This is a genomic window from Streptococcus mitis (assembly GCF_965111735.1).
Lineage (GTDB): Bacteria > Bacillota > Bacilli > Lactobacillales > Streptococcaceae > Streptococcus > Streptococcus mitis_DR.
In genome coordinates this window covers 906,201-930,719 of sequence record NZ_OZ217346.1, presented here as the reverse complement: position 1 = coordinate 930,719, position 24,519 = coordinate 906,201, and the positions used below count along the sequence as shown (strand labels likewise).

General features: G+C 38.2%; 26 protein-coding genes and 1 pseudogene. 2 read left to right on the top strand and 25 right to left on the bottom strand.

All coding sequences use genetic code 11. The annotated features are described in order from the left end of the window. Nucleotide 1 precedes the first annotated feature (1 nt). Nucleotides 2-1,288, bottom strand: a complete 1,287-nt coding sequence (locus ACLV7W_RS04545) for a homoserine dehydrogenase (RefSeq protein WP_004257316.1) — start codon at nt 1,286-1,288, stop codon at nt 2-4. A 151-nt stretch (nt 1,289-1,439) separates the two neighbouring features. Further along, nucleotides 1,440-2,177, bottom strand: coding sequence for an adaptor protein MecA (gene mecA / locus ACLV7W_RS04540; protein ID WP_000782684.1), 738 nt, complete (start codon nt 2,175-2,177; stop codon nt 1,440-1,442). Between the two features lie 124 nt (nt 2,178-2,301). Between mecA and ACLV7W_RS04535 the strand changes: the two genes are divergently transcribed. Further along, the gene (locus ACLV7W_RS04535; RefSeq protein ID WP_411865515.1) at nt 2,302-3,780 is read left to right on the top strand and encodes an oligosaccharide flippase family protein; all 1,479 of its coding nucleotides are present in this window, start codon (nt 2,302-2,304) and stop codon (nt 3,778-3,780) included. Nucleotides 3,781-3,829: 49 nt separating this feature from the next. On the opposite strand, the gene ACLV7W_RS04530 is transcribed toward ACLV7W_RS04535, so the two are convergent. The 5 genes from ACLV7W_RS04530 to ACLV7W_RS04510 all read right to left on the bottom strand — a co-directional run bounded on the left by ACLV7W_RS04530 (nt 3,830) and on the right by ACLV7W_RS04510 (nt 11,245). Beyond that, on the bottom strand, nt 3,830-6,355 hold the full coding sequence (locus tag ACLV7W_RS04530; RefSeq protein ID WP_411865514.1) for an MBL fold metallo-hydrolase: 2,526 nt from the start codon (nt 6,353-6,355) through the stop codon (nt 3,830-3,832). A gap of 36 nt (nt 6,356-6,391) precedes the next feature. After that, on the bottom strand, nt 6,392-7,204 hold the full coding sequence (locus tag ACLV7W_RS04525; RefSeq protein ID WP_411865513.1) for a LicD family protein: 813 nt from the start codon (nt 7,202-7,204) through the stop codon (nt 6,392-6,394). A 61-nt stretch (nt 7,205-7,265) separates the two neighbouring features. Further along, on the bottom strand, nt 7,266-9,422 hold the full coding sequence (locus ACLV7W_RS04520) for a LicD family protein (RefSeq protein WP_411865512.1): 2,157 nt from the start codon (nt 9,420-9,422) through the stop codon (nt 7,266-7,268). A 21-nt stretch (nt 9,423-9,443) separates the two neighbouring features. Next, the gene (locus tag ACLV7W_RS04515) at nt 9,444-10,412 is read right to left on the bottom strand and encodes a glycosyltransferase family 2 protein (RefSeq protein ID WP_411865511.1); all 969 of its coding nucleotides are present in this window, start codon (nt 10,410-10,412) and stop codon (nt 9,444-9,446) included. Then, nucleotides 10,409-11,245 carry a LicD family protein gene (locus ACLV7W_RS04510; protein WP_411865510.1) on the bottom strand — a complete coding sequence of 279 codons (837 nt, stop codon included), beginning with the start codon at nt 11,243-11,245 and terminating at the stop codon, nt 10,409-10,411. The genes ACLV7W_RS04515 and ACLV7W_RS04510 overlap by 4 nt, the downstream gene beginning before the upstream one ends. Nucleotides 11,246-11,461: 216 nt before the next feature. On the opposite strand from ACLV7W_RS04510, the gene ACLV7W_RS04505 reads away from it, so the two are divergent. Beyond that, nucleotides 11,462-12,628, top strand: coding sequence for an IS30 family transposase (locus tag ACLV7W_RS04505; RefSeq protein WP_411865509.1), 1,167 nt, complete (start codon nt 11,462-11,464; stop codon nt 12,626-12,628). Between the two features lie 161 nt (nt 12,629-12,789). On the opposite strand, the gene ACLV7W_RS04500 is transcribed toward ACLV7W_RS04505, so the two are convergent. From ACLV7W_RS04500 to ACLV7W_RS04415, 18 genes and pseudogenes are all read right to left on the bottom strand, one after another. Continuing rightward, nucleotides 12,790-13,083: a hypothetical protein gene (locus tag ACLV7W_RS04500; RefSeq protein ID WP_411865508.1), complete on the bottom strand. Its 294-nt coding sequence runs from the start codon at nt 13,081-13,083 to the stop codon at nt 12,790-12,792. A 3-nt stretch (nt 13,084-13,086) separates the two neighbouring features. Continuing rightward, the gene (locus ACLV7W_RS04495) at nt 13,087-13,497 is read right to left on the bottom strand and encodes a hypothetical protein (RefSeq protein ID WP_094753383.1); all 411 of its coding nucleotides are present in this window, start codon (nt 13,495-13,497) and stop codon (nt 13,087-13,089) included. Next, nucleotides 13,479-14,702, bottom strand: a complete 1,224-nt coding sequence (locus tag ACLV7W_RS04490) for an Mbeg1-like protein (RefSeq protein WP_411865507.1) — start codon at nt 14,700-14,702, stop codon at nt 13,479-13,481. Before ACLV7W_RS04490 ends, ACLV7W_RS04495 begins: the two co-directional genes overlap by 19 nt. Then, nucleotides 14,695-15,096 carry a DUF1310 family protein gene (locus ACLV7W_RS04485; protein WP_411865506.1) on the bottom strand — a complete coding sequence of 134 codons (402 nt, stop codon included), beginning with the start codon at nt 15,094-15,096 and terminating at the stop codon, nt 14,695-14,697. The genes ACLV7W_RS04490 and ACLV7W_RS04485 overlap by 8 nt, the downstream gene beginning before the upstream one ends. A 15-nt stretch (nt 15,097-15,111) precedes the next feature. Beyond that, the gene (locus ACLV7W_RS04480; protein WP_411865505.1) at nt 15,112-15,348 is read right to left on the bottom strand and encodes a hypothetical protein; all 237 of its coding nucleotides are present in this window, start codon (nt 15,346-15,348) and stop codon (nt 15,112-15,114) included. Between the two features lie 4 nt (nt 15,349-15,352). Next, entirely contained in the window at nt 15,353-15,742 is a 390-nt protein-coding gene (locus tag ACLV7W_RS04475) for a DUF1310 family protein (protein ID WP_411865504.1), read from the bottom strand. A 15-nt stretch (nt 15,743-15,757) separates the two neighbouring features. After that, nucleotides 15,758-15,988, bottom strand: a complete 231-nt coding sequence (locus ACLV7W_RS04470; RefSeq protein ID WP_411865503.1) for a hypothetical protein — start codon at nt 15,986-15,988, stop codon at nt 15,758-15,760. Beyond that, nucleotides 15,988-16,371, bottom strand: coding sequence for a DUF1310 family protein (locus ACLV7W_RS04465; protein ID WP_070842562.1), 384 nt, complete (start codon nt 16,369-16,371; stop codon nt 15,988-15,990). Before ACLV7W_RS04465 ends, ACLV7W_RS04470 begins: the two co-directional genes overlap by 1 nt. A 15-nt stretch (nt 16,372-16,386) precedes the next feature. Continuing rightward, nucleotides 16,387-16,620, bottom strand: coding sequence for a hypothetical protein (locus ACLV7W_RS04460; RefSeq protein ID WP_070478348.1), 234 nt, complete (start codon nt 16,618-16,620; stop codon nt 16,387-16,389). Then, nucleotides 16,617-17,015 carry a DUF1310 family protein gene (locus ACLV7W_RS04455; protein ID WP_411865502.1) on the bottom strand — a complete coding sequence of 133 codons (399 nt, stop codon included), beginning with the start codon at nt 17,013-17,015 and terminating at the stop codon, nt 16,617-16,619. The genes ACLV7W_RS04460 and ACLV7W_RS04455 overlap by 4 nt, the downstream gene beginning before the upstream one ends. A 213-nt stretch (nt 17,016-17,228) precedes the next feature. Next, nucleotides 17,229-17,456: pseudogene (locus tag ACLV7W_RS10835) on the bottom strand (IS1182 family transposase); the annotation flags it as partial. A 112-nt stretch (nt 17,457-17,568) separates the two neighbouring features. Continuing rightward, nucleotides 17,569-18,920, bottom strand: a protein-coding gene (locus tag ACLV7W_RS04445; protein ID WP_134813905.1) for an IS3 family transposase whose coding sequence is annotated in 2 segments (ribosomal slippage) — nt 17,569-18,479 and nt 18,479-18,920 — 1,353 coding nt in all. Because the reading frame shifts where the segments join, the coding sequence is not laid out codon by codon here. A gap of 148 nt (nt 18,921-19,068) precedes the next feature. Further along, nucleotides 19,069-20,379, bottom strand: coding sequence for an LCP family protein (locus ACLV7W_RS04440; RefSeq protein ID WP_411865500.1), 1,311 nt, complete (start codon nt 20,377-20,379; stop codon nt 19,069-19,071). Then, nucleotides 20,376-21,224 carry a prephenate dehydratase gene (gene pheA / locus ACLV7W_RS04435; protein WP_223340139.1) on the bottom strand — a complete coding sequence of 283 codons (849 nt, stop codon included), beginning with the start codon at nt 21,222-21,224 and terminating at the stop codon, nt 20,376-20,378. The genes ACLV7W_RS04440 and pheA overlap by 4 nt, the downstream gene beginning before the upstream one ends. Next, complete coding sequence (locus ACLV7W_RS04430) at nt 21,221-21,697, bottom strand: shikimate kinase (protein ID WP_223340140.1); 477 nt, start codon at nt 21,695-21,697, stop codon at nt 21,221-21,223. Before ACLV7W_RS04430 ends, pheA begins: the two co-directional genes overlap by 4 nt. Beyond that, nucleotides 21,690-22,973, bottom strand: coding sequence for a 3-phosphoshikimate 1-carboxyvinyltransferase (aroA, locus tag ACLV7W_RS04425; protein WP_223340141.1), 1,284 nt, complete (start codon nt 22,971-22,973; stop codon nt 21,690-21,692). Before aroA ends, ACLV7W_RS04430 begins: the two co-directional genes overlap by 8 nt. A 91-nt stretch (nt 22,974-23,064) precedes the next feature. After that, nucleotides 23,065-23,403, bottom strand: coding sequence for a YlbF/YmcA family competence regulator (locus tag ACLV7W_RS04420; RefSeq protein WP_084950335.1), 339 nt, complete (start codon nt 23,401-23,403; stop codon nt 23,065-23,067). A 10-nt stretch (nt 23,404-23,413) separates the two neighbouring features. Beyond that, nucleotides 23,414-24,517, bottom strand: a complete 1,104-nt coding sequence (locus ACLV7W_RS04415; protein WP_060628571.1) for a prephenate dehydrogenase — start codon at nt 24,515-24,517, stop codon at nt 23,414-23,416. Nucleotides 24,518-24,519 lie beyond the last annotated feature (2 nt).

Sequence of the window (24,519 nt, the reverse complement as noted above, 5' to 3'; positions counted from 1 at the left end):
CTTATTCTCCTAGCACCTTGAAGGTATTCAAGAGGTCAAATTCTGAAACCTTCTTCAATTCAGCTGAGACATTTTCAAGCTGGGCTTTATTAATCTTGTGTGTGATGATCACGACACGCGCCTTGTCCCCCTCTTTGCCATCTTGGAGAATTTGCTTGAAGGAAATATCTTGAGCATTGAAGATTTCAGCCAATTTCAAGACCTGACCTTTTGAGTCTGGAGCCAAGATTGAGAAGTAGTAATTAGCTTTGACATCCTCAGGATTTGCCAAGACCAAGTCACGGCTATATTCGTTGAAGTCTTTGCCAATGGTTCCATCATTCAGGCGACGAACGATACGGACAATATCCGCCACAACACTTGTTGCAGTTGGTTTTTGACCAGCACCTGGTCCGTAGTACATAGACTCACCGATACCGATAGATTCTACAAAGACAGCGTTCATTACCCCATTTACACTGGCAAGTGGATGCGCTTTAGGAAGGAAGGTTGGAGTCACTTCTGCAGCAATTCCTGAAGAAGTTTCCTCGATAGAACCAACCAATTTCACTACATAACCAAGGTCTTGGGCTACAGCTACGTCTTCTGGTGTGATATTGCGAATCCCCTTGTGGGCTACATCATCAAAAGCAACCTTCATACCAAAGGCAAATTGGCTCAAAATAACCATCTTGTAGGCTGCATCAATCCCATCTACATCATTTGTCGGGTCGCTTTCTGCAAAACCAAGTCTCTGCGCTTCCGCAAGAGCATCATCGTAAGACCAGCCTTCTTCCACCATCTTGGTCATCATGAAGTTAGAAGTTCCGTTGACTACTCCAAGCACGCGCGTGATTTTATCAGAAGCCAACGAATTTGCTAAAGTACGAAGAATTGGAATACCACCAGCTACTGCTGCTTCGTAATAAAGTGCTACCTTATTAGCTTTAGCGATTTCTAACAATTCTGCTCCATGGACAGCCAAAAGGTCCTTGTTAGCAGTAACAACGTGTTTCCCAGCTTCCAAGGCACGAGTGATAAAGGTTTTAGCTGGTTCGATACGCCCCATCAATTCCACTACGATCGTAATGTCTTGGTCTGATAAAATGTCATCCACATTGGTTACAAAGTTAAAGTCATTCCCTGCTGCAAGCAAGCGATTCTTTTCATCTTCATCCTTGACCAATACCTTAGCAACTTCAATCTCTGAATGTGCTGATTGATTGATTTTTTCTCCATTTTCCTTTAGGAGGAAAGGCACACCACTTGCAACGGTACCAAATCCTAGTAAAGCAATTTTAACTGTCATGTTTGTCTCCTCGAAATTTTCTAATATAGCCATTATAACAGAATTTTGTGAAAATTCCTATCATAGTAATTCACTATTTCAGTATAGAAAAGAAAAAACGAATCAAACGATTCGCTCTTCTTATAATCTAGAAATAGCTTTCCAGAAATGATTATCCGATTTTTTGCAGATTGAGCACAGCATCGTGATTCATCAAGACTTGGCCATACTCTTGCAAGACTGAACGACTGATGTCACTATCGTCTGCAAACTCGCGCATACGGGCCAAAAGCCACGCTGGATATGGACTTGGATGATTTTCAATATCCACTAGAATGGTCAAATAATAGCGCTCATTCATCTTGTAGAGTTCAGAAGTTTCCATCTCAAATGTCACTGTCTTGGCAAAAGCCACCAAATCAGCTAACTTAGCAAAAGAAAGGATGTAGTAGATGTAAGGCTCTTTCTTGCTCTCAACTTCTTGTTCAGCCTGTTCCTGCTCTTCTTCCTTGGCTTCGACTTGCTCTAGAGATTGAATCGCTTCGATATCATCCTTAGTTTTGTCCGCGATACTTTTTTCCAGGGTTTTGATAAATTCATCTGGCGACATTTGAGCCAATTCTTCCATGTCTGGCAAATCCGATAAGTCTTCAAAATCTAGATTTTGGTCAATCTTGGACTTGGTAACAAATACGTCCACCTTATCCGGTTTTGGAGTCACACGGAAGCTCAACATACCTGTATCCAAAAAGCTATCAGGCATCTCTAACTCATCCAAGATGGCATAAAAGAACTCTTCTGTTTTTTCTTGAGGAACGAGAAAGTCAGCAATCTCCATGCCTCGATCCATCAAATCCTCTAAAGACATCGTGATTTTTAAAGTTGTATCACTGATTTGTTTCATTTTCATTGCTAGTAACCTCATACTTTCAGTTCTATCTATTATACTAGATTTTTACGATTTTATCAAAAGAATGAAGCGAGAATGTGATATAATACTAGAGACCATTTTACAATACAAGAAAGAAAGTACAATGAAAAATATAAAAGTTAATGCACTGGCTAGCTTGCTAGTCAATGTTCTCAATATCGTTTTTCCGCTGATAACCAATCCCTATCTAACACGGATTCTCAGCAAATCCAACTACGGTTATTTCAATACTGCTAATACTTGGGCAAGTTTTGTCATACCACTAGCTGCTTTTGGAATCTACAACTACGGGATTCGTGCTATCAGTAAGGTCAAGGATGATAAGAATAAAATCAACTATGTCTTTTCTAAGTTGTTTTATATCTCAGTTTTCACCTCTCTCCTGACGACTGGTATCTACTTCCTCTTTATCTTCTTTGACACCAGCATTGAGAACCTGAAAGTCCTTTACTACATCCTAGGAGCTCAGGCACTCTTCCAATTCCTCAATATCGAATGGATGAACGAGGCTTATGAAAACTATGCCTTCATCCTTTACAAGACATTGATTATTCGGATTACCATGCTGGTCGCCATCTTTGCCTTTGTCAAAACTGCTGATGATATCGTTCCTTATGCTATCGTCATGACAGCGACAACTATCCTCAACTACCTCCTTAGTTTTCTTTGGATCAAGAGAGAAATTTCCTTTATCAAAATTGGTTTCATCGAGTTAGCTAAGGCTTCTAAACCACTCTTTACTATGCTTCTCTTGGCAAATGCCAATATGCTTTATACCTTGCTAGATAGAATGTTTATCACCAAGGGACCAGATGAAAACTATATTTCTTATTATACAATTGCCTATAGCATCGTTATGCTGATTGCAGGTGTCTTAAGTGGAGCTATCAGTGTCAGCATTCCACGTCTCGGCTACTACCTCGGGAAAAAGGATTACAATTCTTATAATTATCTTGTAAATCAAGCAGCATCATTATTCTATTTTCTCATGATTCCAACTAGTTTTGGGATTATGATTTTGGGAAAGTACGCAACGGTTATCTACTCTTCTGAAAAGTATCTTGAGGCAGGTATCGTGACCAGCGTCTTCGCCTTTCGAACCATTATCTGGGCTATTGAATTGATTCTTGGTAAGCAAATTATCTTTATCAATGACCACGAGAACCGCTTGACCGCTTTCTACTTTGCTGGTGGGGGAGCAAATCTCCTCTTCAACTGTATCTTGTATATCAATAATATTTTTGCCCCTGAGTATTATATTGCTACTACCATTATTGCGGAAGCCATCGTTGTTCTCTTAGAAATTCATTTTATTAGGAAACACCAACTGATTAGTTTAAAAGAAATCTTTGTGACCTTAACACGTTATGGTCTCATATCCCTTGGATTTATCCCAATCTTCTATATTTTCAAGATGATTTTCCAAATCAGTTCCTATACGGTGAACCTCAATATGATTTTCATGGTTCTTTCTACCATAGCTACTTGTGGAATCTACTATCTCTTAACACTCTTTCTCACTAAGGATAAAACACTTCACTATGCACTGAACCTAGTATTAGCTAAGATCAAAAGAAACTAAAAGAACACCCTACTGATAAACGCTCGTTTATCAGTAGGGTGTTTCTTATTTATTCTTTTTCTTTCTTGTCAGAAGTATTGGCTTCTAGATTTGAATCTTGTTTTGGCTGTTCAGCACTAGAGGAATTAGCTTCTTGTTTCTGTTCTGGCTTGACTACATCGCTATTTACAGCAGCAATAGTCTGTCTCCAAATGCCTTCCTCGTTTACCTTATAACCATCAGGCGTAGTTGCATTTTTCAACAAGGAACCATCTGTTTGGAAATAGTACCAATTACCATCAAGTCGTTTCCAACCGGTCTGCATTGCTCCTGAGTCATCGAAGTAATAATGATCACCATTTACTTTATGAAGGCCAACCAACATGATGCCATCTTCAGGATTGAGATAATACCAGATTCCTTTATCCTTTATCCAACCTGTCTTCATAGCTCCACTTACTTCAAAGTAACGATAATGATTATCAAACCATTTCCAGCCTGTTTGCATAGCTCCTGATGCACTAAAATAATACTGCTTACCATCTACTTGTTGGAAACCAACCAGCATGATACCTTCCTGATCTTCAAGATAATACCATGTTCCTTGATCCTTCAACCAACCAGTTTTCATAGCTCCTGAGTCAGCATAATAATACCAGTGTTTATCAAGCCACTGCCAGCCTGTTTGCATGGCACCGCTGGTATTCAAATAGTAGCGCGTACCATTGATTTCTTGTTTCCCAATCTGCATAATACCATCTTGATTTAGATAATACCACTTCTCATTATCCTTAATCCAGCCTGTTTTCATAGCTCCTGAGTTCGCATAGTAATACCAATGGTTCTCTAGCCATTTCCAGCCAGTTTGCATGGCACCACTAGCGTTCAAATAGTAACGAACACCATTTATATCTTGTTTTCCAGTGAGCATGATACCATCTTTGTCCAGATAATACCAAGTATCCTGATCCTTGATCCATCCAGTTTTCATAGCTCCAGAACTTGCAAAATAGTTCCAGTGACCATCAACAAAGGCCCAGCCAGTTTGCATGACACCTTCTTGATTAAAGTAATATGTGCTTCCATTGATATTCTTTTTACCGATAGCTCGTAACCCATCCTCATCATAGAAATACCAATCTGAGTCAATCTTTTGCCAAGTTGAAGGCTTACCTGCTGTTTGGAGTGCTCCACTGTCTGCAAAGAACATCTTCTTGCCATTAAAGACTTGATGTCCTGTTAACATCTTACCATCTTCTGCAAAGAGATATTTCTTCCCTCCAATTTCAGAAAGCTCACTAAATCGTCTAGCGCCATTTGATTGGATATAATACCAAGAGCCATCCAGCTTGAACCAACCGCCTGTTTGCATTTTACCATTTGAGTTGAGATAGTAATCATTGCCCTTAGCATTTTCTCCCCAATCATCATTAAGGTGAAGCCAGCGACCTGCTTGCATTTGTCCTTTTCCATTAAAGAAGTAAGTGGCTCCGCCAATCTCTTTCCAACCGATAGCCATTTCCCCATCACTTAAACGATATTTCCAGTAGCCACCTTCTTGATACCATTTTTCGTCAACTACAGGGATGTCAGGGAATAGATTAGAAACATTGGCAAATCCGCTATCACTAATATCAAAAACAGTTGCATCCTGAGTTTGACTAGAAGCTCTGAGAACTTGAATATTTTTCTTTTGGAGATATTCTCTGGTTGAAGCAACATTAATATCACCACCAGTTGTCTGAATAATCATCTTTGGAGATAGGTTTTCAAGAAAATTAATCGTATTTGAAATTGTCGCATCATAATGATGGTTCCATTTCATCATATCAACCTTGCCGATAACTGGACCTAACTTATCTTCTGCTCCTTCGGCGTTATCCAAATCTCCACCAAGATAGATTTTCTTTCCTGCCACAGTTACCACTGAAACGATTGAGTTTGAGTTATCATCTCGAACTTTTTTCAGGTTGCCATCAGCGTCATATTCATTTTTATAATTATAGAGTTGAATATCCATATCACCTAATTTAAAGTGACTATCCTCATCTGTAATGTTCTGAATAAGAGTAACTCCTCGTTTTTGTACGGCTCTCAAAGCATTATCGTAATTAAAAAGATTATCCCAGAGTCCCCAGTGTGAGGTAATTCGTTCATCTGAATATTTTTTCAAATAAAACTTATCAACTTGATAACGATTAAGTATCTCATCTGCTCCACCGATATGGTCACTATGAACATGAGTTCCCAAAATAAAATCTAATTTTTTAACTCCAACTTGGTCAAGATGGCGAATCAAACGGTCCTCCAAGACTTGATAATTTTTCATGGAAATTCCCCAACGACTTGGATAGCGAGAGTCACTCCCATCAGGGAAATCATAGTCTTCACCCATATCAATCAAGGCATAATGACCATTACTTTCTAGAAGGATAGCATCACTTCCTGACTTGGCCTTGGTGTTAATGAAATGGATACGATTACCTGAACCAGCGGTAATGATGTTCGCATCAACTTGTTGCGATAAACCAACCAACACAAAAAGGAAAGCAAATAAACTATAACTGACTGATTTAACTAATTTTTTATTCGTCATCTTGAACACTCCTTTCTTGATGAAAACAATCTCTTACTAATCAATCCAATAATTCTTATCAGTTCCTGGAACCTGCTGTTCAACAGGTGGTGGAGTCATATAATCTGATCCAAATTCGTAGGCAAGAATTTCATGGTATTTTCTCGGAGCCTTCACTACGATGTTTTCATATGGCATATCAATCAAATCATAAAGCCATTCTTTTTTGATTCCCTCTGGAAAACTTGGATCAAATATCGTACAGGTAAGATCTGTAGCTTGATTTATACTATATTTCAAAGCAAGGTTCTCTAATTTTTGATTCCAAGTTTGTGGAGAGCTTAGACGGAAAATAGCTGACCCAATGTAGCGAGGTAGATTTTTAAGTCCCCCATTCTCAGACTTGATGCCCTTAAAATTTAAAGAAGAGAGGCGAATAAGATATTGGTATAGTTTCATCTTTTTACGGTCACTTTTCTTCGTTGCGACACCATCATACGGAAATATATCAACACAGGTTCCCAATACGACTGTCGGGTCCAGAAGATTGGCATCTCTACGTGTTCTAATGTCATGAACACGCAGATAACTGTACGGATAGCCTTTTGTTTCTCTAAATGAAATCAATTTGTAGTAGGGATGATTCTCATTTTTTAAAACCTGATAAAGCTTTTCAAATTCATCTCGCACTAAGGAAATATCCGTATCATCATCCCAAGGGATAAATCCTTTATGGCGGACAGCTCCTAGTAAGGTTCCAAAATCAATAAAATATTTAATCTGATACTGTTCACATAATTCATGTAGATACTTTAAAATATCCAACTCCACTTGTTTTATTTCTTCAAGACTTAAAACTCTCTCAGACATACGTTTTATTCTCCTAATTTCGACTAATTCTTTAAACGATTTCTAACTGCGATTTGCTTACTTAGAACTTTTTAGTGATTTTCCACAGTTTAAAATCATGGTGAGATACTCTCTGTTCAAGAGGGGGCAATTGCATGTAATCTCCATAGTCAGAGGTCAAAATTTCATGGTAGTGTTTTGGAATCATAAATTCCTTGCCTTCAAACGTTCCCACAATCACTTGTTCCAACCACTCACGTTTCCAAACTGGCTTATTCATATCCTTGTAAATCAAATAGTCAACTTGCTCGTAGTCAGCAACTGCTCTAGATTTAGCAAGCTCATCAATTTGCTCAACAAACTTATTCGTATTTGTGAAATAGAAAATGACAACAGAAATATAACGAATTAAAGAATTTAGTAGACTTTTTGTATTAGTAATTCCCTTAAAAGTGTAACAACTCAATTGACGTTTCTTTATGAGTTTCGTCATCTTGTTTTTAAAGTCCGCGTCATCTTCGTAACCATCTACAGGGAAAATATCCACATAAATTCCCATATTGGAATCAATTCGTACATCTTCTTCTAGCAAGTAGGTATGGTTATCCTGCACTTTCATGAAGGGATAGACATAGTTGAGATTATTTTTATAAGACATCACTTCGTAACGTTCGTCAGGGTTAGCGATAAGATAGTCTTGCAACTTTTCATAATCTTCTCGTAACATACAGATATCCATGTCATCGTCCCAAGGAATAAAACCTTTATGACGAACCGCACCAATAAGACTGCCATAAGCTAGGAAATATTTGACACCAATTTTCTGACAAGTTTCATGAATGTATTCCATGATTCCTAGTTCCATCTGTTGAATCTCTCTAATATCAGTTACTTCCTGATAACGAATACCTTCATCACGTTTGCAAACAACTAATCCATAACCAATAATCAACCAAAAGATAATATTAATAAAGTTAGTTGAGTACATAATCTGACTTTCAAATAATTGACCGAACAAGATGCCAAAGAAAAGAATCATAATCAACTTTTCAGAGTTCTTTTTAGAAACAATCAAATAAGTCAAAAAGTGCTTAATTATATATCCTAGTAGAAGTAGAAAGGATACTAAACCTAAAATTCCAGAACTAACAAATATCGTTACCAAAATGTTATGGAAATTTCCACCAATAAGAGAATTTTGAATCTCAAATTTACTGAAATATTTTGTGTAATAATCTGGAACATTTCTTACACCATAACCAAAAATTGGTTTCTCACTTCCCATTTTTATAGCATTTTTCCAAATATAAGTTCTACCACTAGGTGTTGTTTCTATTAGATGAAGTTCACCTGTTTTTTTTATAACTGAAGAATTCGCTTCTGCATAAGATTGTCCTTTATTTAAGTCTAATACAGTCGCTTTCCCCGAGGATATGTAAATAGAGGTTACATAACTCAATCCGATGTTAGCAGCAGAAACAAGTAAAGCAGAAACAATAAAGATTAGAAATCGCTTAGCTAACTTGCCCCCATTAATAAAGAGACTATAAAACCCAATCATTAACACTAAAGATAATAAAGCTCCTCTACTTTGCATGGTTGCGAAATAAACTAATTGAATCACATTATTCAGTTTAAGATAGACAGAATATTTACTTCCTTTATGAATCAAATACATAGCCAAAATAATGCTAATGTATGAAAATATCGCACTAGCATTTGGATTAACAATCCCCCACAAACGTCCATTCATAACACCATAGTAATAAGATTGTTCGCCAATCTTAAATAGGATAAGGACTCTACTTACCAATAAACCAAACGCAAAAATTGCTGAAGAAAAAGATACAATTTGAACCGTATAGGCAATCCAGTCAAATAATTTTTTAAGTTGCCCTGATTGTAACATGGTAAATAATAAAACATAGGTTACCATGAAGAGGATTTCAATCACATTTCCAATCAGATGTCCAGAGCGATTGAAAATAGCTGATAGCAGATGACTTCCAGCTAAGAGTCCAAATAAGGATAGAAATTTGCGATCTACTGTGATTTCTTTCCACTTAAACAATAAGGTATAGCAAATATAAAGCACTACAATCGCTGATAATCCCTTGTAGAGGGGATTTGCTATCTTATAAACCAGTGAACTCATACTTAAAATCGAAACAAAAACAAATAGATACGCAATCCATAGTTTTGATTTTTCAAAGTATTCATCCAATTTTGAAAAATTCATTTTCAACTCCTTCTAATGATATTAGTTTTTTAATCCAACAATTTTCTTATATAGCCATGGAGAAATGACAAGTGAAAGGATCGCTACCTTGCGAAAAGTAGTGAAATAAGCATCCTTCCATATTTCGCGTCGATGCTGAACAATCCAAGTCCTCAGCTCGGCTTTCTCCTTTTGATACTCTTCACGTGAAGTAAAGATAATTTTATCGTAAACTGTGATGTACGACCAACATTCTCTATTTATTAATTCGTATTTTAAATTAGGAAAGATTTGTGAAACTTGAGCGATTATTTGCTTATAAACTTCTATCGTATCAAATACATACCGATTAACAGATGTTGTCGCACTTCCCTCACGATGATCATAATAATAAATCGGTTTGTCAATAAATACGCTACTACATCTTGTCTTTAGTAACAATTCAGTTAAAAATAGGGCATCTTCAGCTAGGTGATAATTTGTATTAAACTTTTCATCCGCAAGCAGGTCTCTCTTAAACAGTTTTGCGACTGGAAAAAATGACGTTCTGGTAGTCATCAGTAGTTCCTTCATAGTTTCTTCTGTTGACCAGAGTTCTGTTTTTCCAGAATGTGGAGGTAAGTCTGTTACAATGCCATTTTTGATATGATGTAGAGGAGCAATTACAAAGCCTACATTCAACCCTTCAACTGCACTAGCTAAAGTAGCTAGATAATCATTGGTGACGAAATCATCGCTATCAATAAAAGTTATCCAAGCACCTGTCGCTAGCTGAATTCCAACATTTCTGGCATTAGAAACACCAGCATTTTCGATATGGTAAACCTTGATATTTTCATACTGATTTGCTAAATGATCACAGATTTGTCCACTAGAATCAGTAGACCCATCATTTATTAGGATTAGTTCAAAATTGGTATAAGTCTGATGAAGAATTGACTCCACACATCGTTCCAGATAGTTTTCTACATTGTAGACTGGAACGATAACGCTTATTTTTTCTCCCATCATGCTCCATATTCTCCCTTGTATTCTGTATAAGACTTATCCATATCAGCGATAACAGCATCATGATGTGGTAACTGCTTGTCTGCTGGTGGAGGTGTCATGTAGTCTCCAAAAGCAGTGCTGAGATAGGCATCATAGCCAACTGGAATGGGCATCTCTGTCTCTTCAAATGGCAAGAAGAGATTATCCTCAAAAGATTCGATTAGGTACTTGTTTCTCATGTAACCAGGACCCGAGCATAATTCCGTGATTCCATCGCTCTCAGCTAGACTGTACTTGGTCATTTCTTTCTCAGCTTTTTTCCAAATGCGATAACGGAGAGATTTGGGAGTCAATCCCAGTAAAATACGGCTTCCCCATTTCATGATAGCTCCATGCTTTTCTGGAATAGTTTGGGCACAAAAGAGCGAATAAATCAGGGCCCAGCGAACCTGTTTCTTCCGCTCAGATGGATTTTGCGGATAATAATCCAAAGGCAACACATCCAAGGCCAAACCATGTGGTAAATTCAAATCCTGCTGATAAGGCTTGATACAGGTGGTTTCCTTGTCACGAATGGTAATAAAAAGATTGCGGTCTACAAAATCCTGGTTACTCTTTGACAAAAAATAACGTTCATCTGCATAACGAGGCCATAATTCTGCTAATTTTTCATAATCCTTACGAGGCATAAAAAAGTCTAGGTCGTCATCCCAAGGAATAAAACCCTTGTTTCGAAGGGCACCAATAGCACCTCCACCACAAAGATAACAAAGCAAATCATGTTCTTTACAAAAGGCCACAAAATATTCAGCCATCTCCAGACTACGAGCCTGAATTGCTTTTAAATCAGTCATGTCTCTCCTCTTCTGTTCAATAACGAGTTATATTGTTTTATTATACCATAAAAAAGTCTTAAAAATCCATCAGACACTAAGAAAAATCAAAGTTCAAACCACTAGGTAACTTCTCAAAGTAACTTCCACTTGCCCAACCAAAGTGGAAATTAGTCTAAAACGGATTTTTATGTTGGAATTAAGTTTGAGACGTTTGAGTTAGAAATGAGGTCTACTATGACAAAACAGAAACACCTTACCCTTTCAGACCGTAATGATATCCAATTAGGTTTAGAGCGCGGTGAAACCTTCAAAGCTATTGGACAATCCATTCTAAAAGATCCGACAACTGTTTCTAAAGAAGTCAAACGAAACAAACAAGTCCGAGAGTCTACATGCGATAACCTTCCTTGCACTTTGCTCGATAAGGCTCCCTTTGTCTGTAATGGTTGCCCTAAAAGAAGACAAAATTGTGGCTATCAGAAAATCTTCTACCTTGCTAAACAAGCTCAAAAGCAGTACGAACAAACTCTTGTTGAATCTCGTGAAGGGACTCTCCTTAATTCCAAGACCTTCTGGGACATGGACAAAGTCATTTCTGATGGTGTTAAAAAGGGACAACACATCTATCATATTCTCAAAACTCACAATCTTGATGTCAGCTCCTCAACTGTCTATCGACATATCCGAAAAGGATACTTATCTATCGCTCCTATTGACCTAGCCAGAGCCGTTAAATTCAAAGAAAGACGGAAAAGTAAGCTACCTTCCATCCCTAAAGAAGCTAAAAAAGGCCGTTCCTATGAGGATTTCCAAAACTATTTAGTCCTTAATCAACTAGACTCTTGGTTGGAAATGGACACAGTTCTGGGGAGGATAGGAGGTAAAGTCCTACTTACCTTCAACCTGTCTTTCTGTAACTTTATCTTCGCTAGGCTTCTGGATAATAAAACTGCCCTTGAGGTTACCAAACACCTCTATGATATTAAGAACACTCTTCACGAAGCGGACAAAGATTTCTTCCAACTTTTTCCTGTCATTCTTACCGATAATGGTGGAGAGTTTGCCAGGGTCGATGATATCGAAATGGATGTGCGAGGAGAGAGTAAACTCTTCTTTTGTGACCCTAATCGCTCTTACCAGAAAGGGAGAATTGAGAAAAATCACACGCTGATTCGTGACATTCTACCTAAGCGAACTTCCTTTGATAATTTAACTCAGGAGGACATTAATCTCGTCTGTTCTCATGTCAACAGTGTCAAACGTGCTGCTTTGAATGGAAGGTCAGCCTATGAGCTCTTTGCCTTTACTTACGGAGAAGAAATTCCTAAGCTTCTCGGCATTTCTAAAATACCTGCAGAAGACGTCTGCCAGTCGTCTAAATTACTCCAAAATAAGTTCTAAAAACTAACCTTTAACCCCATTCAAACGTCTCACACTAACTTCTACCATAGCGGAACTTAGTTTGGGAATTTAGCGTTCAAACCACTATTTTACTGGTGATTCGAACCTTGATTTTTCCTGTATTAGTCCCCTATCTAATTCCCATTGTAGAATATTCATCTCTACACAATCGTATCATAATCTTTTTCTTTTATTTTTAAAGTTTCAACAACCTTTGTCGAATAAGCTCCTTTCATCGTTGTATCGAGTTGACTAGAAATCATCCCTAGTGCTGTCTTTGTTGCTAGCGCTTCTGTTTTGATCTTGAAGTCACCATCTGACATCAAATTATTACGCTCATTCAATTTGATCGGTGAATAGATATGACTGATTAGTAAACGTTCCAATCCCTTCTGAATCTCAGTCATATTATTGTTCACTCCTGAGAAGAAATCATTGATCATTTCATTAAACATAAGCTATCCCTTCCTTTTTTCTTGTTCGAGTGTCGTCTTTCGACGATGTAAGGTATCTATATCCTCTTCTAATTTTCGTCGTTCTCGTCTATACTCAATCTCTTCTTTTTCAATACTTTGTTCCAAAGCGCGCTGATTTCTTATAAATCCTATGGATACTGCTTGGCTAAAGTCCGAAGCTATTCTGTTTAATCGTGCTCTTTCCTCAGTAGTATCCACGTCCACTTGTCCTAGGTAATGCTGCATCATCTGATACTTTCTTTCCATCATATGCAACAATTGGTTCCGTTTTTGCTGAAGGTTTTCAAATTGTTCTTCTCTTTGTTGGCGAATAGAACGATTGCGTTCATCTAATAAATCTAAATGGTTTTGCTTTGTTCTTAATTCCTGCCAGATTACTTGATTTTCATCCATTCTTTAAAATTCCCTGCTAACTCTTTATCATCTTCCAATTTTTTTTGGACACCATCTGCTATTTGCTTTTCTAAACTTTGAAAATCTTCGGCTAGTTTTTCTGATTTTTTTATTTTTGGATAGAAATAATGATCAAGATCATCTACGATTGTCGTACGAGATACTCCTCCATCAGAATAGGCTGTCGCCACCTCTGTAGGTGATAAAATAAAACCAAAGGGAACGTGATAAGTACTCGCTACTATTTTCTCTGCTTTTTGATGCGCTTGACGAACGATGGAACGAATCTCTTCATAACCAGCATTTGCGACTTCATGCAATCCCGATGAAATCGTTAAGGCATGTTCAGAGTCTAAAAAGAGTTCCTCACCACTCGTATAACCGCCTGAAGCCAATGCCTCTTTAGCCTTTGCATAGGAATACAAGCCACTGGAAACCTTATCCAAACCAGATGAATACCGTTTTTCAAACGATGAACGATCATTCTTAATTTTAAGACTACCATCTTCATTAAAAACATAACCGCCCCACAAGTGTTGAGAATATACAAAATCTACCTGTTGTGCAGAGTCCACATGATGCATCATCCCTACAACACCGACACTATCCATTCTATTTTTAGGGTAACCTATAGGAACCAAATCTTTATCATCAACATAATTATGAATACGATACTTTATCGCATCCACACGTTGCCGTTGTTCTTCCGTCAAGACCGGATAGATATTCGGGCCTTGGTAGATATAAGCACCTGAAATACGTGAAATGTCCCTAACATTAGCTAGGGCGTATTGGGCATTCATAGAACCAAGAGAGTGACCATAAACTGAGATTTTAGCGTTTGGATATTCCAACATTATATCATCTAAGATAGATGCCGCCGCCTTCAACTGAGAAGTCATTCCTTCTTCACCTTTCAAAATACTCTGAGCCATGGGAAGGTCATTTTCAAGCCAATCCACTTCCCATCCTTCTTCAAATGGCGCTTTAGAACCTTCATAGAGAACAGACACTTCAGAATGGTCTGGACTCTCAACTACGTAAACCTTCAACCCAGTCTCGTTTTCAATCACCTGACGGACCGTGCCGATGGTTTCTTTCTTTCCTTTATCGTTTTTGATTTTCAAGGGATCTGTTTCAGAATAACTTGTATACTCTTCATTGGCAATTTTTTGACGTTCATGATCACTATACTGTCTACTCACTTTTCCCCTCCGTTATCATTTTCTCAAATTTAGCAGAGTTTCCTCCGCCATCATTAACTAACTTTCCGCTACTTCTATCTTTATTAATAGTGAAAAACACATATAATTCTTCGTCATTATTTATATAAATTTTTAATTTGATTCCTCCCATTGGACTATGATTGATGGATTTATTATCAATTTGATAAGACTTTATTTTCCCTTTATTTGTTAAATAAAATTGATCCATTTCTTTCAAATCATCTTCTATAATCTTTTTGACTTCCTCACTCTCTACAATTCTCACCATCTCGTCTTGTTCTACTTTTTTCATCACCTTGTATCCTCCTACGCTTAATCCAACGATAACCAACAAACTAGCTAAAACGATTCCTATAATTTTTAATGACTTCATGACATCTCCTTTATGTTATTTTACAAATATATCAAGTACTGATTTACTTATAGTATACCATAAAGATTTGTCTGGACTCTCAACTACTAAAGCCTTCAATCCTGTCTCGTTTTCTATCACCTGACGGACTGTACCGATGTCTTCTATCTCTCCTTTATCATTTATGATTTTCAAGGGATCTGTTTCAGAATACTTTGTATACTCTTCATTAGCAATTTTTTGACGTTCATGATCACTATACTGCCTATTCACTTTTCTACTCCGTTATCATTTTTTCAAATTTAGCCGAGTTTCCTCCACCATCATTAACTAACTTTCCGCTACTTCTTTCTTTATTAATAGTGAAAAATACATATAATTCTTCGTCATTATTTATATAAATTTTAAATTTGATCCCTCCCATTGGACTATGAAAAATGGAATTAATATCTATATCATAATTCTGGATAATATTTCCTTCTTCAAGTGCCCCTTTATGCCTCAGCTTTAGGTTATCCTCTATAATCTTTTTGACTTCCTCACTCTCTACAATTCTCACCATCTCGTCTTGTTCTACTTTTTTCATCACCTTGTATCCTCCTATACTTAATCCAACAATAACTAATAAACTAGCTAAAATGATTCCTACAATTTTTAATAACCTCATGACATCTCCTTTATGTTATTTTACAAATATATCATGCACTGATTTACTTATAGTATACCATAAAGAGCGGTCTGGACTCTTAACTACGTAAACCTTCAATCCTGTCTCGTTTTCTATCACCTGACGGACTGTACCTATGGAACTTTTTCGAGTTTCTATATAAATATCATTATCAACTTGTAATGTATTATCATATTCTTTTTCAGCAATTAACTTTCGTTCATATTCGCTATACATAGAATCCATCAGTTTGAGTCTCCCTTTAATTTTTCCAGAGGTGGATTACTCCCACCGCCATTTCTTAATTTACCATCACTATCTTTATGTAAGAAAACACTAACTTTATAACTTGAAGAATCATTTATATACAAATAAACAATTATTCCTCCCATTGGATTATGTTCAAAAGAATCAACTTTATATGATTTAATAATTCCTTTTTCTGTTAGAGCATTCGGATCTATTTGTTTTAAGCGCACTTTAAAAATCTCTTTCGCTTCCTCACTCTCTACAATTCTCACCATCTCATCATGTTCTGCTTGTTTCATCACTTTAAATCCTCCTACGCTTAATCCAACGATAACTAATAAACTAGCTAAAACAATTCCTACAATTTTTAATGGTTTCATGACGTCTCCTTTATGTTATTTTACAAATATATCATGTACTGATTTACTTATAGTATACCGTAAAGATTTGTCTGGACTCTCAACTACATAAACCTTCAACCCTGTCTCGTTTTCAATCACCTGACGAACTGTGCCGATTACATTAGGATTGTTATCAGTTCCAATATCAATTGGATCATCTTTCGTATACTCCGTATATTCTCTAGCAGCAATTTTTTGTCTATCATGTTCCGTATATTTTTGTATCATTTTTTCACCTTTTTTAACAATTCTGCAAGTTGAGCAGAATAGCCGCCACCTGAATATTCAATTTTTCCAGTAGTGCTATCTTTCTCTAATCCATACATTACTCTTAGTTTTGTATCTGAATTTACATATACTTTAAAATCAATTCCACCCATGGGATCATGCTTAATTGAGTCGATATCAATTTCATACGATTTTATTGTACCTTCTTTTGTTAAGGTCTCACTATCTAGATATTTAAGTTTGTTTTCAACAATCTTTTTGACTTCCTCACTTTTAACAATTCTCGCCATCTCATCGTGTTCTACTTTTTGCATTACTTTATATCCTCCTATGCTTAATCCAACAATAACCAAAAAACTAGCTAAAATGATTCCTACAATTTTTAATGGCTTCATGACGTCTCCTTTATGTTATTTTACAAATATATCATGTACTGATTTACTTATAGTATACCATAAAGATTTGTCTGAACTCTCAACTACGTAAACCTTTATTCCTGTCTCGTTTTCAATCACCTGACGGACTGTGCCGATATCTTCTATCTCTCCTTTATCGTTTTTGATTTTCACGGGATCTGTTTCAGAATAACTTGTATACTCTTCATTAGCAATCTCTTGACCAGAGAAAATCTCTTGTAAATAGGAAAATAAAAGAGTAGATACAAACATTTTAGGGTGATAAGACGGCTGACCAAAGGCATGATAGAAGGCGTCAAAGTGACAATCTTCCAAGGTATTCACCACTTTTTCAATAGTAAAGACAAGATGATCTTGTGGTAAGAAAGAACTGATTTCTAGTGGTAAAGTTGTTTGATTTGTGTTATAGTGAAAATGCATGGGATAGCCTTTCTAAATGGTTTATTAAGCAATTCTATTTTACAAAGACTATCGCAACCATGTAAAAAAGCAACGGCAAATCTGTACTGACCCCCAAAAGTTGGACAAATAATTATTGAAAGGATTTAGTTCTGTATTGCACAGGGCTAAGTCCTTTTAGTTTGACTTTAATTCGTTTGTTGTTGTAGTAATCAATGTAGTCCACAATAGCTTGTTCAAGGTCTTCTAAAGACCTAAAGTGCTTCTCATAACCATAAAACATTTCAGATTTCAAAATGCCAAAGAAGGACTCCATCATGCCATTGTCTGGGCTGTTGCCCTTGCGTGACATGGATGCTTGAATTCCCTTACTCTCTAGGAACCGATGATAAAAATCGTGTTGGTATTGCCAGCCTTGATCGCTATGGAGAATCGTATGCTCGTAGTGTTTCTCTGTAAAGGCCTGGTTTAACATAGCTTTCACTTGTTCTAAGTTTGGTGAAGTTGAAAGATTATAGGCGATAATTTCGCTATTAAATCCATCTAAAACTGGCGATAAATAGAGTTTCTGTGTGCTATTTGGAATGGCAAACTCTGTCACATCCGTATAGCACTTTTCCATTGGCCTTGATGCTTCAAACTGACGTTGAATGAGATTCTCTGCTTTCTTACCAATCTCTCCTTGGTAGGAAGAATACTTTCGTTTCCGGCGAATTCGAGCTGTTAAACCAAGGACTTTCATCAGACGTTGGACCTTCTTATGGTTTACTATATGACCACGATTCCTCAATTCAAGAGTAACTCTACGATAGCCATAATTTCCTTTATGGTCATTATAAATGGCCTGAATTTCGGTTTTAAGCTCTTTATCTTTATCAAGCCCATCCAGTTGTTTCAACTGATAATAGTAAGTTGAGCGAGCTAAACGTGCTGTTTCAAGAAGTAAATCTAGTCGAAATCCTCCTGAAGCCATTTCTCTAATTGTCTCTGCCTTTCTCGCTCTAAGGCTTCGTCCCTGTCTTCCAGCTCTTTTAACTTTTTTAGGTAGGCCACCTCAGTCCGTAAGCGTTCATTCTCCTCTTGGAGTCGCTCTAGTTCTGTCATTTCTTCCCAGGTTTTCTTCCGTTTACGTCCCATTTTAGTTGGTCTCCCTCTTGTTTTCTCAACAATAGTATACCCGTTTTTCTTATATTGTGCTAGCCAATTTGGAAGCATACCACGATTTGGGAGAGCATATTTGAGAGAAACTCTATCTTGAGACCAGTTTTCATGTAAGACTTTATTAATCATTTCTTGTTTTAAATGAGGAGAATAGTAACGATTTTTCCCTTTTTTGACGAACTCTATTCCGTAACGATCAATCAATTTAATCATGTACCTAAGATTAGAATTGTTTATCTCAAATTTATTTGAAAGCTTCTCTAAGCTATATCCTTGTTTTCTAAGTTCATAGATCTGAACTTTATCTTCATAACTCAATTTCATAATAAAACACCCCAAAAGTTAGATTTTTTCTGTCTAACTTTTGGGGTGCAGTTCAATCCGTTGCTTTTTTTGGAGATAAGGGACTATTGTCCAAGGATCGTTATTTTATATTTAAAGTATAGTTTTTTATTTGGAATTTTGTCTTATCTTATCTCATTCCCATCTGAGAAAGTTTAGTTTGATATTTATTTTGGTCTACTAAGAGTGCCTGTCCTCCATAGACATCATAGGCATCGACCCAATCACCCAGTTCTGGAACTGTTAATCTCTCAATGCCGTTTTGTGCTCCATTTAGGAAGGATAAACCATTGGTCAATAAGAAACTATAGGGAACGTTCGTAGAGGTCATCCCAAAGACCTTACCAAGTGCTTCTGAACCAGTAAAGAGTTTGGTTGGATCCTTGAGTTGCTGCAGAACAGCTGTCAACACTTGCTGTTGTCTCTTGGTACGACCGTAATCACCTTCATCATCATCACGGAAGCGTGCATAATTGAGCAAGGTTGAACCGTTCATCTGCTGTTTCCCAACTTTGATAGTCTGGGTTGGAGACTCCGTTTCCGTAGCATGCAAATCATCTCCCACCGTAGCTTCGGTTAAAAGTTGACCTTCCAAGGTTGAGAATTTGGCATCAATTGTCACCCCATCTGGGAAGAGAGTGTCAATAGCGGTTGCGAAGGCCTGGAAGTCTACCAAGGCATAGTACTTAATGTCCAAGTCAAAATTGTCTTTTAGGACTTTTCGAACCATTTCTGCCCCTTTTTGTCCCTCTTGTTCCCCTAGTTCATAGGCCACATTCAACTTATTATCGGACTGCTTTCTACCATTAATGACTTGGCTGTAACCGTCTATATAAACCAAATTGTCACGCATGAAGCTGACCAGCTTAATTTTCTTATCTGAGCCACCAACATTTAGTACCATAATAGAGTCTGTTCTCGTCTCAGCACTATTTTGGCCAATCCGTCCATCCGTTCCCATAATCAAAATATTAACCCCATCCTTGGTATCTTGACCATGAAAAACTTCTACTTGAGCTGCCTTTGCATTGGCAGGTTTGTTTGGATCAGCATTTGAATAGCCTTTTAGGAACATAAAAATCATGCCAAAACCGACACAGGCTAAAAGGGCAAGCAGTCCGGCAAAAATACGCCCCCAACGAATCTTACGTTTTTTAGGTTTAACCTTTGGTTGAGAATAGTTTTTATGGTATTTTTTTGCACGACTACGGTTACCATAAGATGGAAGAGGAGACTGATTGATTGGTTCCATGAAAGGCTCTTCCATATCATGATTTTCATCATGAATTTCTGGAGAACCTTCACTACCACCAGCCATATTTAACTTACCTTGCAGGTAAGCAAACTCTTTTTTCTCTCGTTCATTGAGGTAATGAATGTTCTTAAAAAGATAGTCATAGCGCAACTGCTCATGATGACTTAAGGGATTTTCTTTACTCATCTTCTCTCCTTTCCATGGTCTGATATTGGATAAATAGGATAGGCCCCCAAAACTTTATACTGGATTCCAATCGATTCTAATTCTTTTTGGGCAAAGTGGACCAGGTCCTTATCAGCGTAGTCCACATCGATAATGAAAAAGTATTCTCCCAGTGCTGTCTTGAGTGGACGACTTTCAATTTTTGTCAGGTCAATTCCTCGCCAAGCAAAAGTCGACAGGGCCTTGTAGAGTGCACCGGGAAGGTTGTCAGGTAAGGTCAGGGCCAAACTCATTTTTTCAGTTTGTGCTTTCAAAGGAATAGCCGCACCTTCAGCTCCCAGAACCCAGAAACGTGTGAAATTGGCTTCCATTTCCTGAATATCTTCTGCAATCAGTTCCAAGCCATATTCTTCTGCAGAACTTCTAGGGGCAATAGCTGCATAAGGCTGGTCTGGATGTTCGGAAATAAAGCGGGCCGCATAGGCTGTACTGGCTGTCACCTCAATTTGAGCATCTGGATACTGTTCATCGATGAATTTCTTTCCTTGCGCCAAAGCCTGTGGATGAGAAAAAATCTTTTCAATCTTAGTGTGACCTGGGACCACCATCAACTGCTGATGAATGGGCTGAACGATTTCTGCTACTGCTTGAATGCGAGCCTGATGAAAAAGGTAGTCCAAGGTTTCATGAACACTACCCTCGATAGAATTTTCTACTGGTACCACAGAATATGCCACCAGGCCTTGCTCATAGGCCTTGATAACATCTGTAATATTGGCAAAGGCCTGCAATTCCTCATGAGGAAAAGCTGTCTGCACAACGTGGTGTGAAAATGATCCCTTGGGACCTAGATAAGCAATTTTCATCTCAGTTCCTCTATAATTTCCTCTGGGCTTAGCTTGGTCACATCCAAAATCCGACTAGCCACTTCCTCATACCAAGCCTGTCTTTCTTGGAAAATAAATGCTAATTCTTCCTTGCTATTATTTAGAAAAAGCGGACGCTGATTGTCCTTATCAGCTGATATGCGTTGGTAGAGGGTTTCAAAATCGGCTTTCAGATAGATGTTATCAGAATTGGTCTTGAGCAAGTCACGATTTCGTTGAGAAATGACCACTCCTCCACCAGTTGACACAACTTGGTCCCTTTGTAGTAAATCGTCTAGGACTTCTGACTCTATCTGACGAAAGGCCGCTTCTCCCTTTTCAGCAAAAAAATCCGCAATGGACATACCTAAGCGCTTCTCTATCAGAGCATCCATATCAAGGTAATTAGGGTCCAAGCCTCTTGCAATAGTCGATTTGCCAGCCCCCATAAAGCCTAATAACACCTTAGCCATGAATCAAGCTCTCCAAATCATCAAAGAAGCTAGGGTAGCTGGTATTGATGGCTTCTGCACGGTCAAGCTCCACCTCTCCATCTGCTACCAAAAGAGCTGCGATAGCCGTCATCATGCCGATACGGTGATCACCAAATGTATTGACTCTAGCACCGTGAAGGGCTGATTTCCCTTTGATAATCATCCCATCAGCTGTAGGAGTAATATCTGCTCCCATGCTATTTAAGGCGTCTGCTACCACCTGAATGCGGTCTGTTTCCTTGACCTTGAGTTCCTCAGCATCCTTAATAACCGTTACACCTTGAGCTTGGGTCGCTAGGAGAGCAATAATGGGCAATTCATCAATCAAACGTGGAATCAAGGCACCACCAATCTCTGTTCCTTTCAGGTCTGAAGACTCAACAGTTAAGGTAGCAGATTTAGCGACTGGATCGATTTCAGTTATTTCCAATTTTCCACCCATAGCGCGAATGACATCAATAATACCAGTACGCGTTTCATTAATGCCCACGTTCTGCAGCACTAGACGAGAGTTTGGAACAATCAATCCTGCGACTAGCCAAAAGGCTGCACTAGAAATATCTCCTGGCACGACCACCTTTTGTCCTGTCAATTTTTGTGGCCCTTGAACTGTGATTTTCTTGCCGTCTACACTTAAATGACCACCAAATTGTTGTAACATATCTTCAGTATGATTACGGGTGCACTCTTTTTCGATAATCACTGACTCACCCTGAGCCTGCAAGGCCGCGAACATCAAGGCTGACTTGACTTGGGCAGAGGCGATTGGCAATTCATAGTGAATAGGTGTTAAGGTTTTCGTCCCTTTTAAGTGAAGAGGAGGCAGGTCTCGATCAGTTTGCCCTGAAATGCTGACACCCATTTTTTTCAGAGGAATCGTCACACGGTCCATAGGACGTTTGGAAAGACTATCATCTCCGAACATTTCAACTTCAAAATCTGCACCAGCAAGGACACCTGAAATCAGGCGAATCGAGGTTCCAGAATTTCCCATATCAAGGGCATTTTGTGGCGCTTTTAAGCCATCCATACCCACACCTTGAATAGTAATAACCCCATCTTTATCCTCAATGTCAACACCAAGGTCACGAAAAACCTGCATGGTTGAAAGAACGTCTTCACCTCGCAAAATATCATAAACCTTAGTCTCCCCCTCAGCCAAACTTCCAAAGATAATAGAACGGTGGCTGATAGACTTGTCACCTGGGACGCGGATACTGCCATGTAAGTGGCGAATGTTTGTTTTTAGTTTCATACTGGACCTCATACTTGCAATACTTTTACCTATTTTATCATAAAAAGCCAGAAATTCCTTAAAAATTCCTGACTTTATGATAGTTATTTTCTTATTTTAGCAATTCTGAAACTGGTTCGAAAACAATTTTTTCAATGTCAGAAAGGTAAATTGCCAATTGTTGTTGCTTGGTAAAGAATTCTGACAAGAGACTATTTCCTTGAATCTGTTTACCAAAGCCTTCCATTTTAGCTTGGAAGGAAGCATCTGGCATTTGACCTGTCTGTGCTAGTTTTTGAATTTCCTCTTGAAAGGCAACGTATTCTGTAAAGATTTTGCTTGCCTCAGCATCTGCTGCAATCGCATCTTTAGCTGCTTTAACAGCCTTATATTCTGCTAATTCGCGTAGGCCGCGACTGAGTTCGTTTGCACTATCGTAAATATTTGACATGATTTTCTCCTTATTTAATGACGACTGTATAGTCGGTATTTTCTGTTATGAGGTGCTCGGCTCGTTCCAAGTCTTGAGCATTTTTAAATGAAATTTGTAGAATCCCGTGAATATCCTCACGGTTTTCCTCATTGATGTGAATATTAACCAAGGAAGTTCCACGTAGCAGTTCCAAAATCCGCAGGATAACATCTTCTTCATCGGGAACGTCGACATAGAGGTCATAAGAGCTATCCACTCCACCACGCTTATGGATTTCCATGGCCTGACGTTGCTCACGCGCTTGATTGAAAAAGTTCCAGATTTGCTCTTCATCTCCCTTGCTGATGGCTTGCCCAATCGCTTCCAACCGTTCCTTGAAATCCTCAATGCGGTCTAGAATAGTCTCACGATTGGACAAGAGAATGGAAGTCCACATACCTGGCTCACTTTCCGCAATTCGAGTCATATCTCGAAAACCACCCGCCGCAAAGCGTCTTGCCATCTCATGCTTTTGAGCATAAACAGCAGTCTGTTCCATAAGACTGGAAGCCAGAATATGAGGAAAATGGCTAATCTGAGAAGTGACTCGATCATGCTCCTTGGCATCAATCTCGATAAAACGAGCATGAAGACCTGAAAGCAGATCCTTCATTTCCTCAAGTGTGTCAGGACTTGTCAGGCTCGAAGGCGTGAAGATATAATAAGCATTTTCAAAAAGATTGACGTCCGCAGAGGCAGCCCCTGTCTTGTGACTACCAGCCATAGGATGGGCTCCGACAAAACGAACAGATTTGCCAGCCAAATACTGCTCCGCTGCATCCACAATGGCTGACTTGGTCGAACCAGCATCTGAAATAATGACCCCTTCTTTCAAGTCCAAGTTGGCCAATACCTTAATGAAAGCAATGGTTTGTTTGATTGGCAAGCTGAGAATGATGATATCCGCAAGAGGAGCAAAACTAGCAAAATCATCCGTTGCACGGTCAATCATGCCTTCTTTCAAGGCGATATCTCTCGAAGCTTGACTGCGATTATAACCTAAAATTTCATAATCTGGATGATCGCGTTTGATACCTAGGGCCATGGAGGCTCCAATCAATCCAAGACCTGCGATATAGACTGTTTTTGCCATAG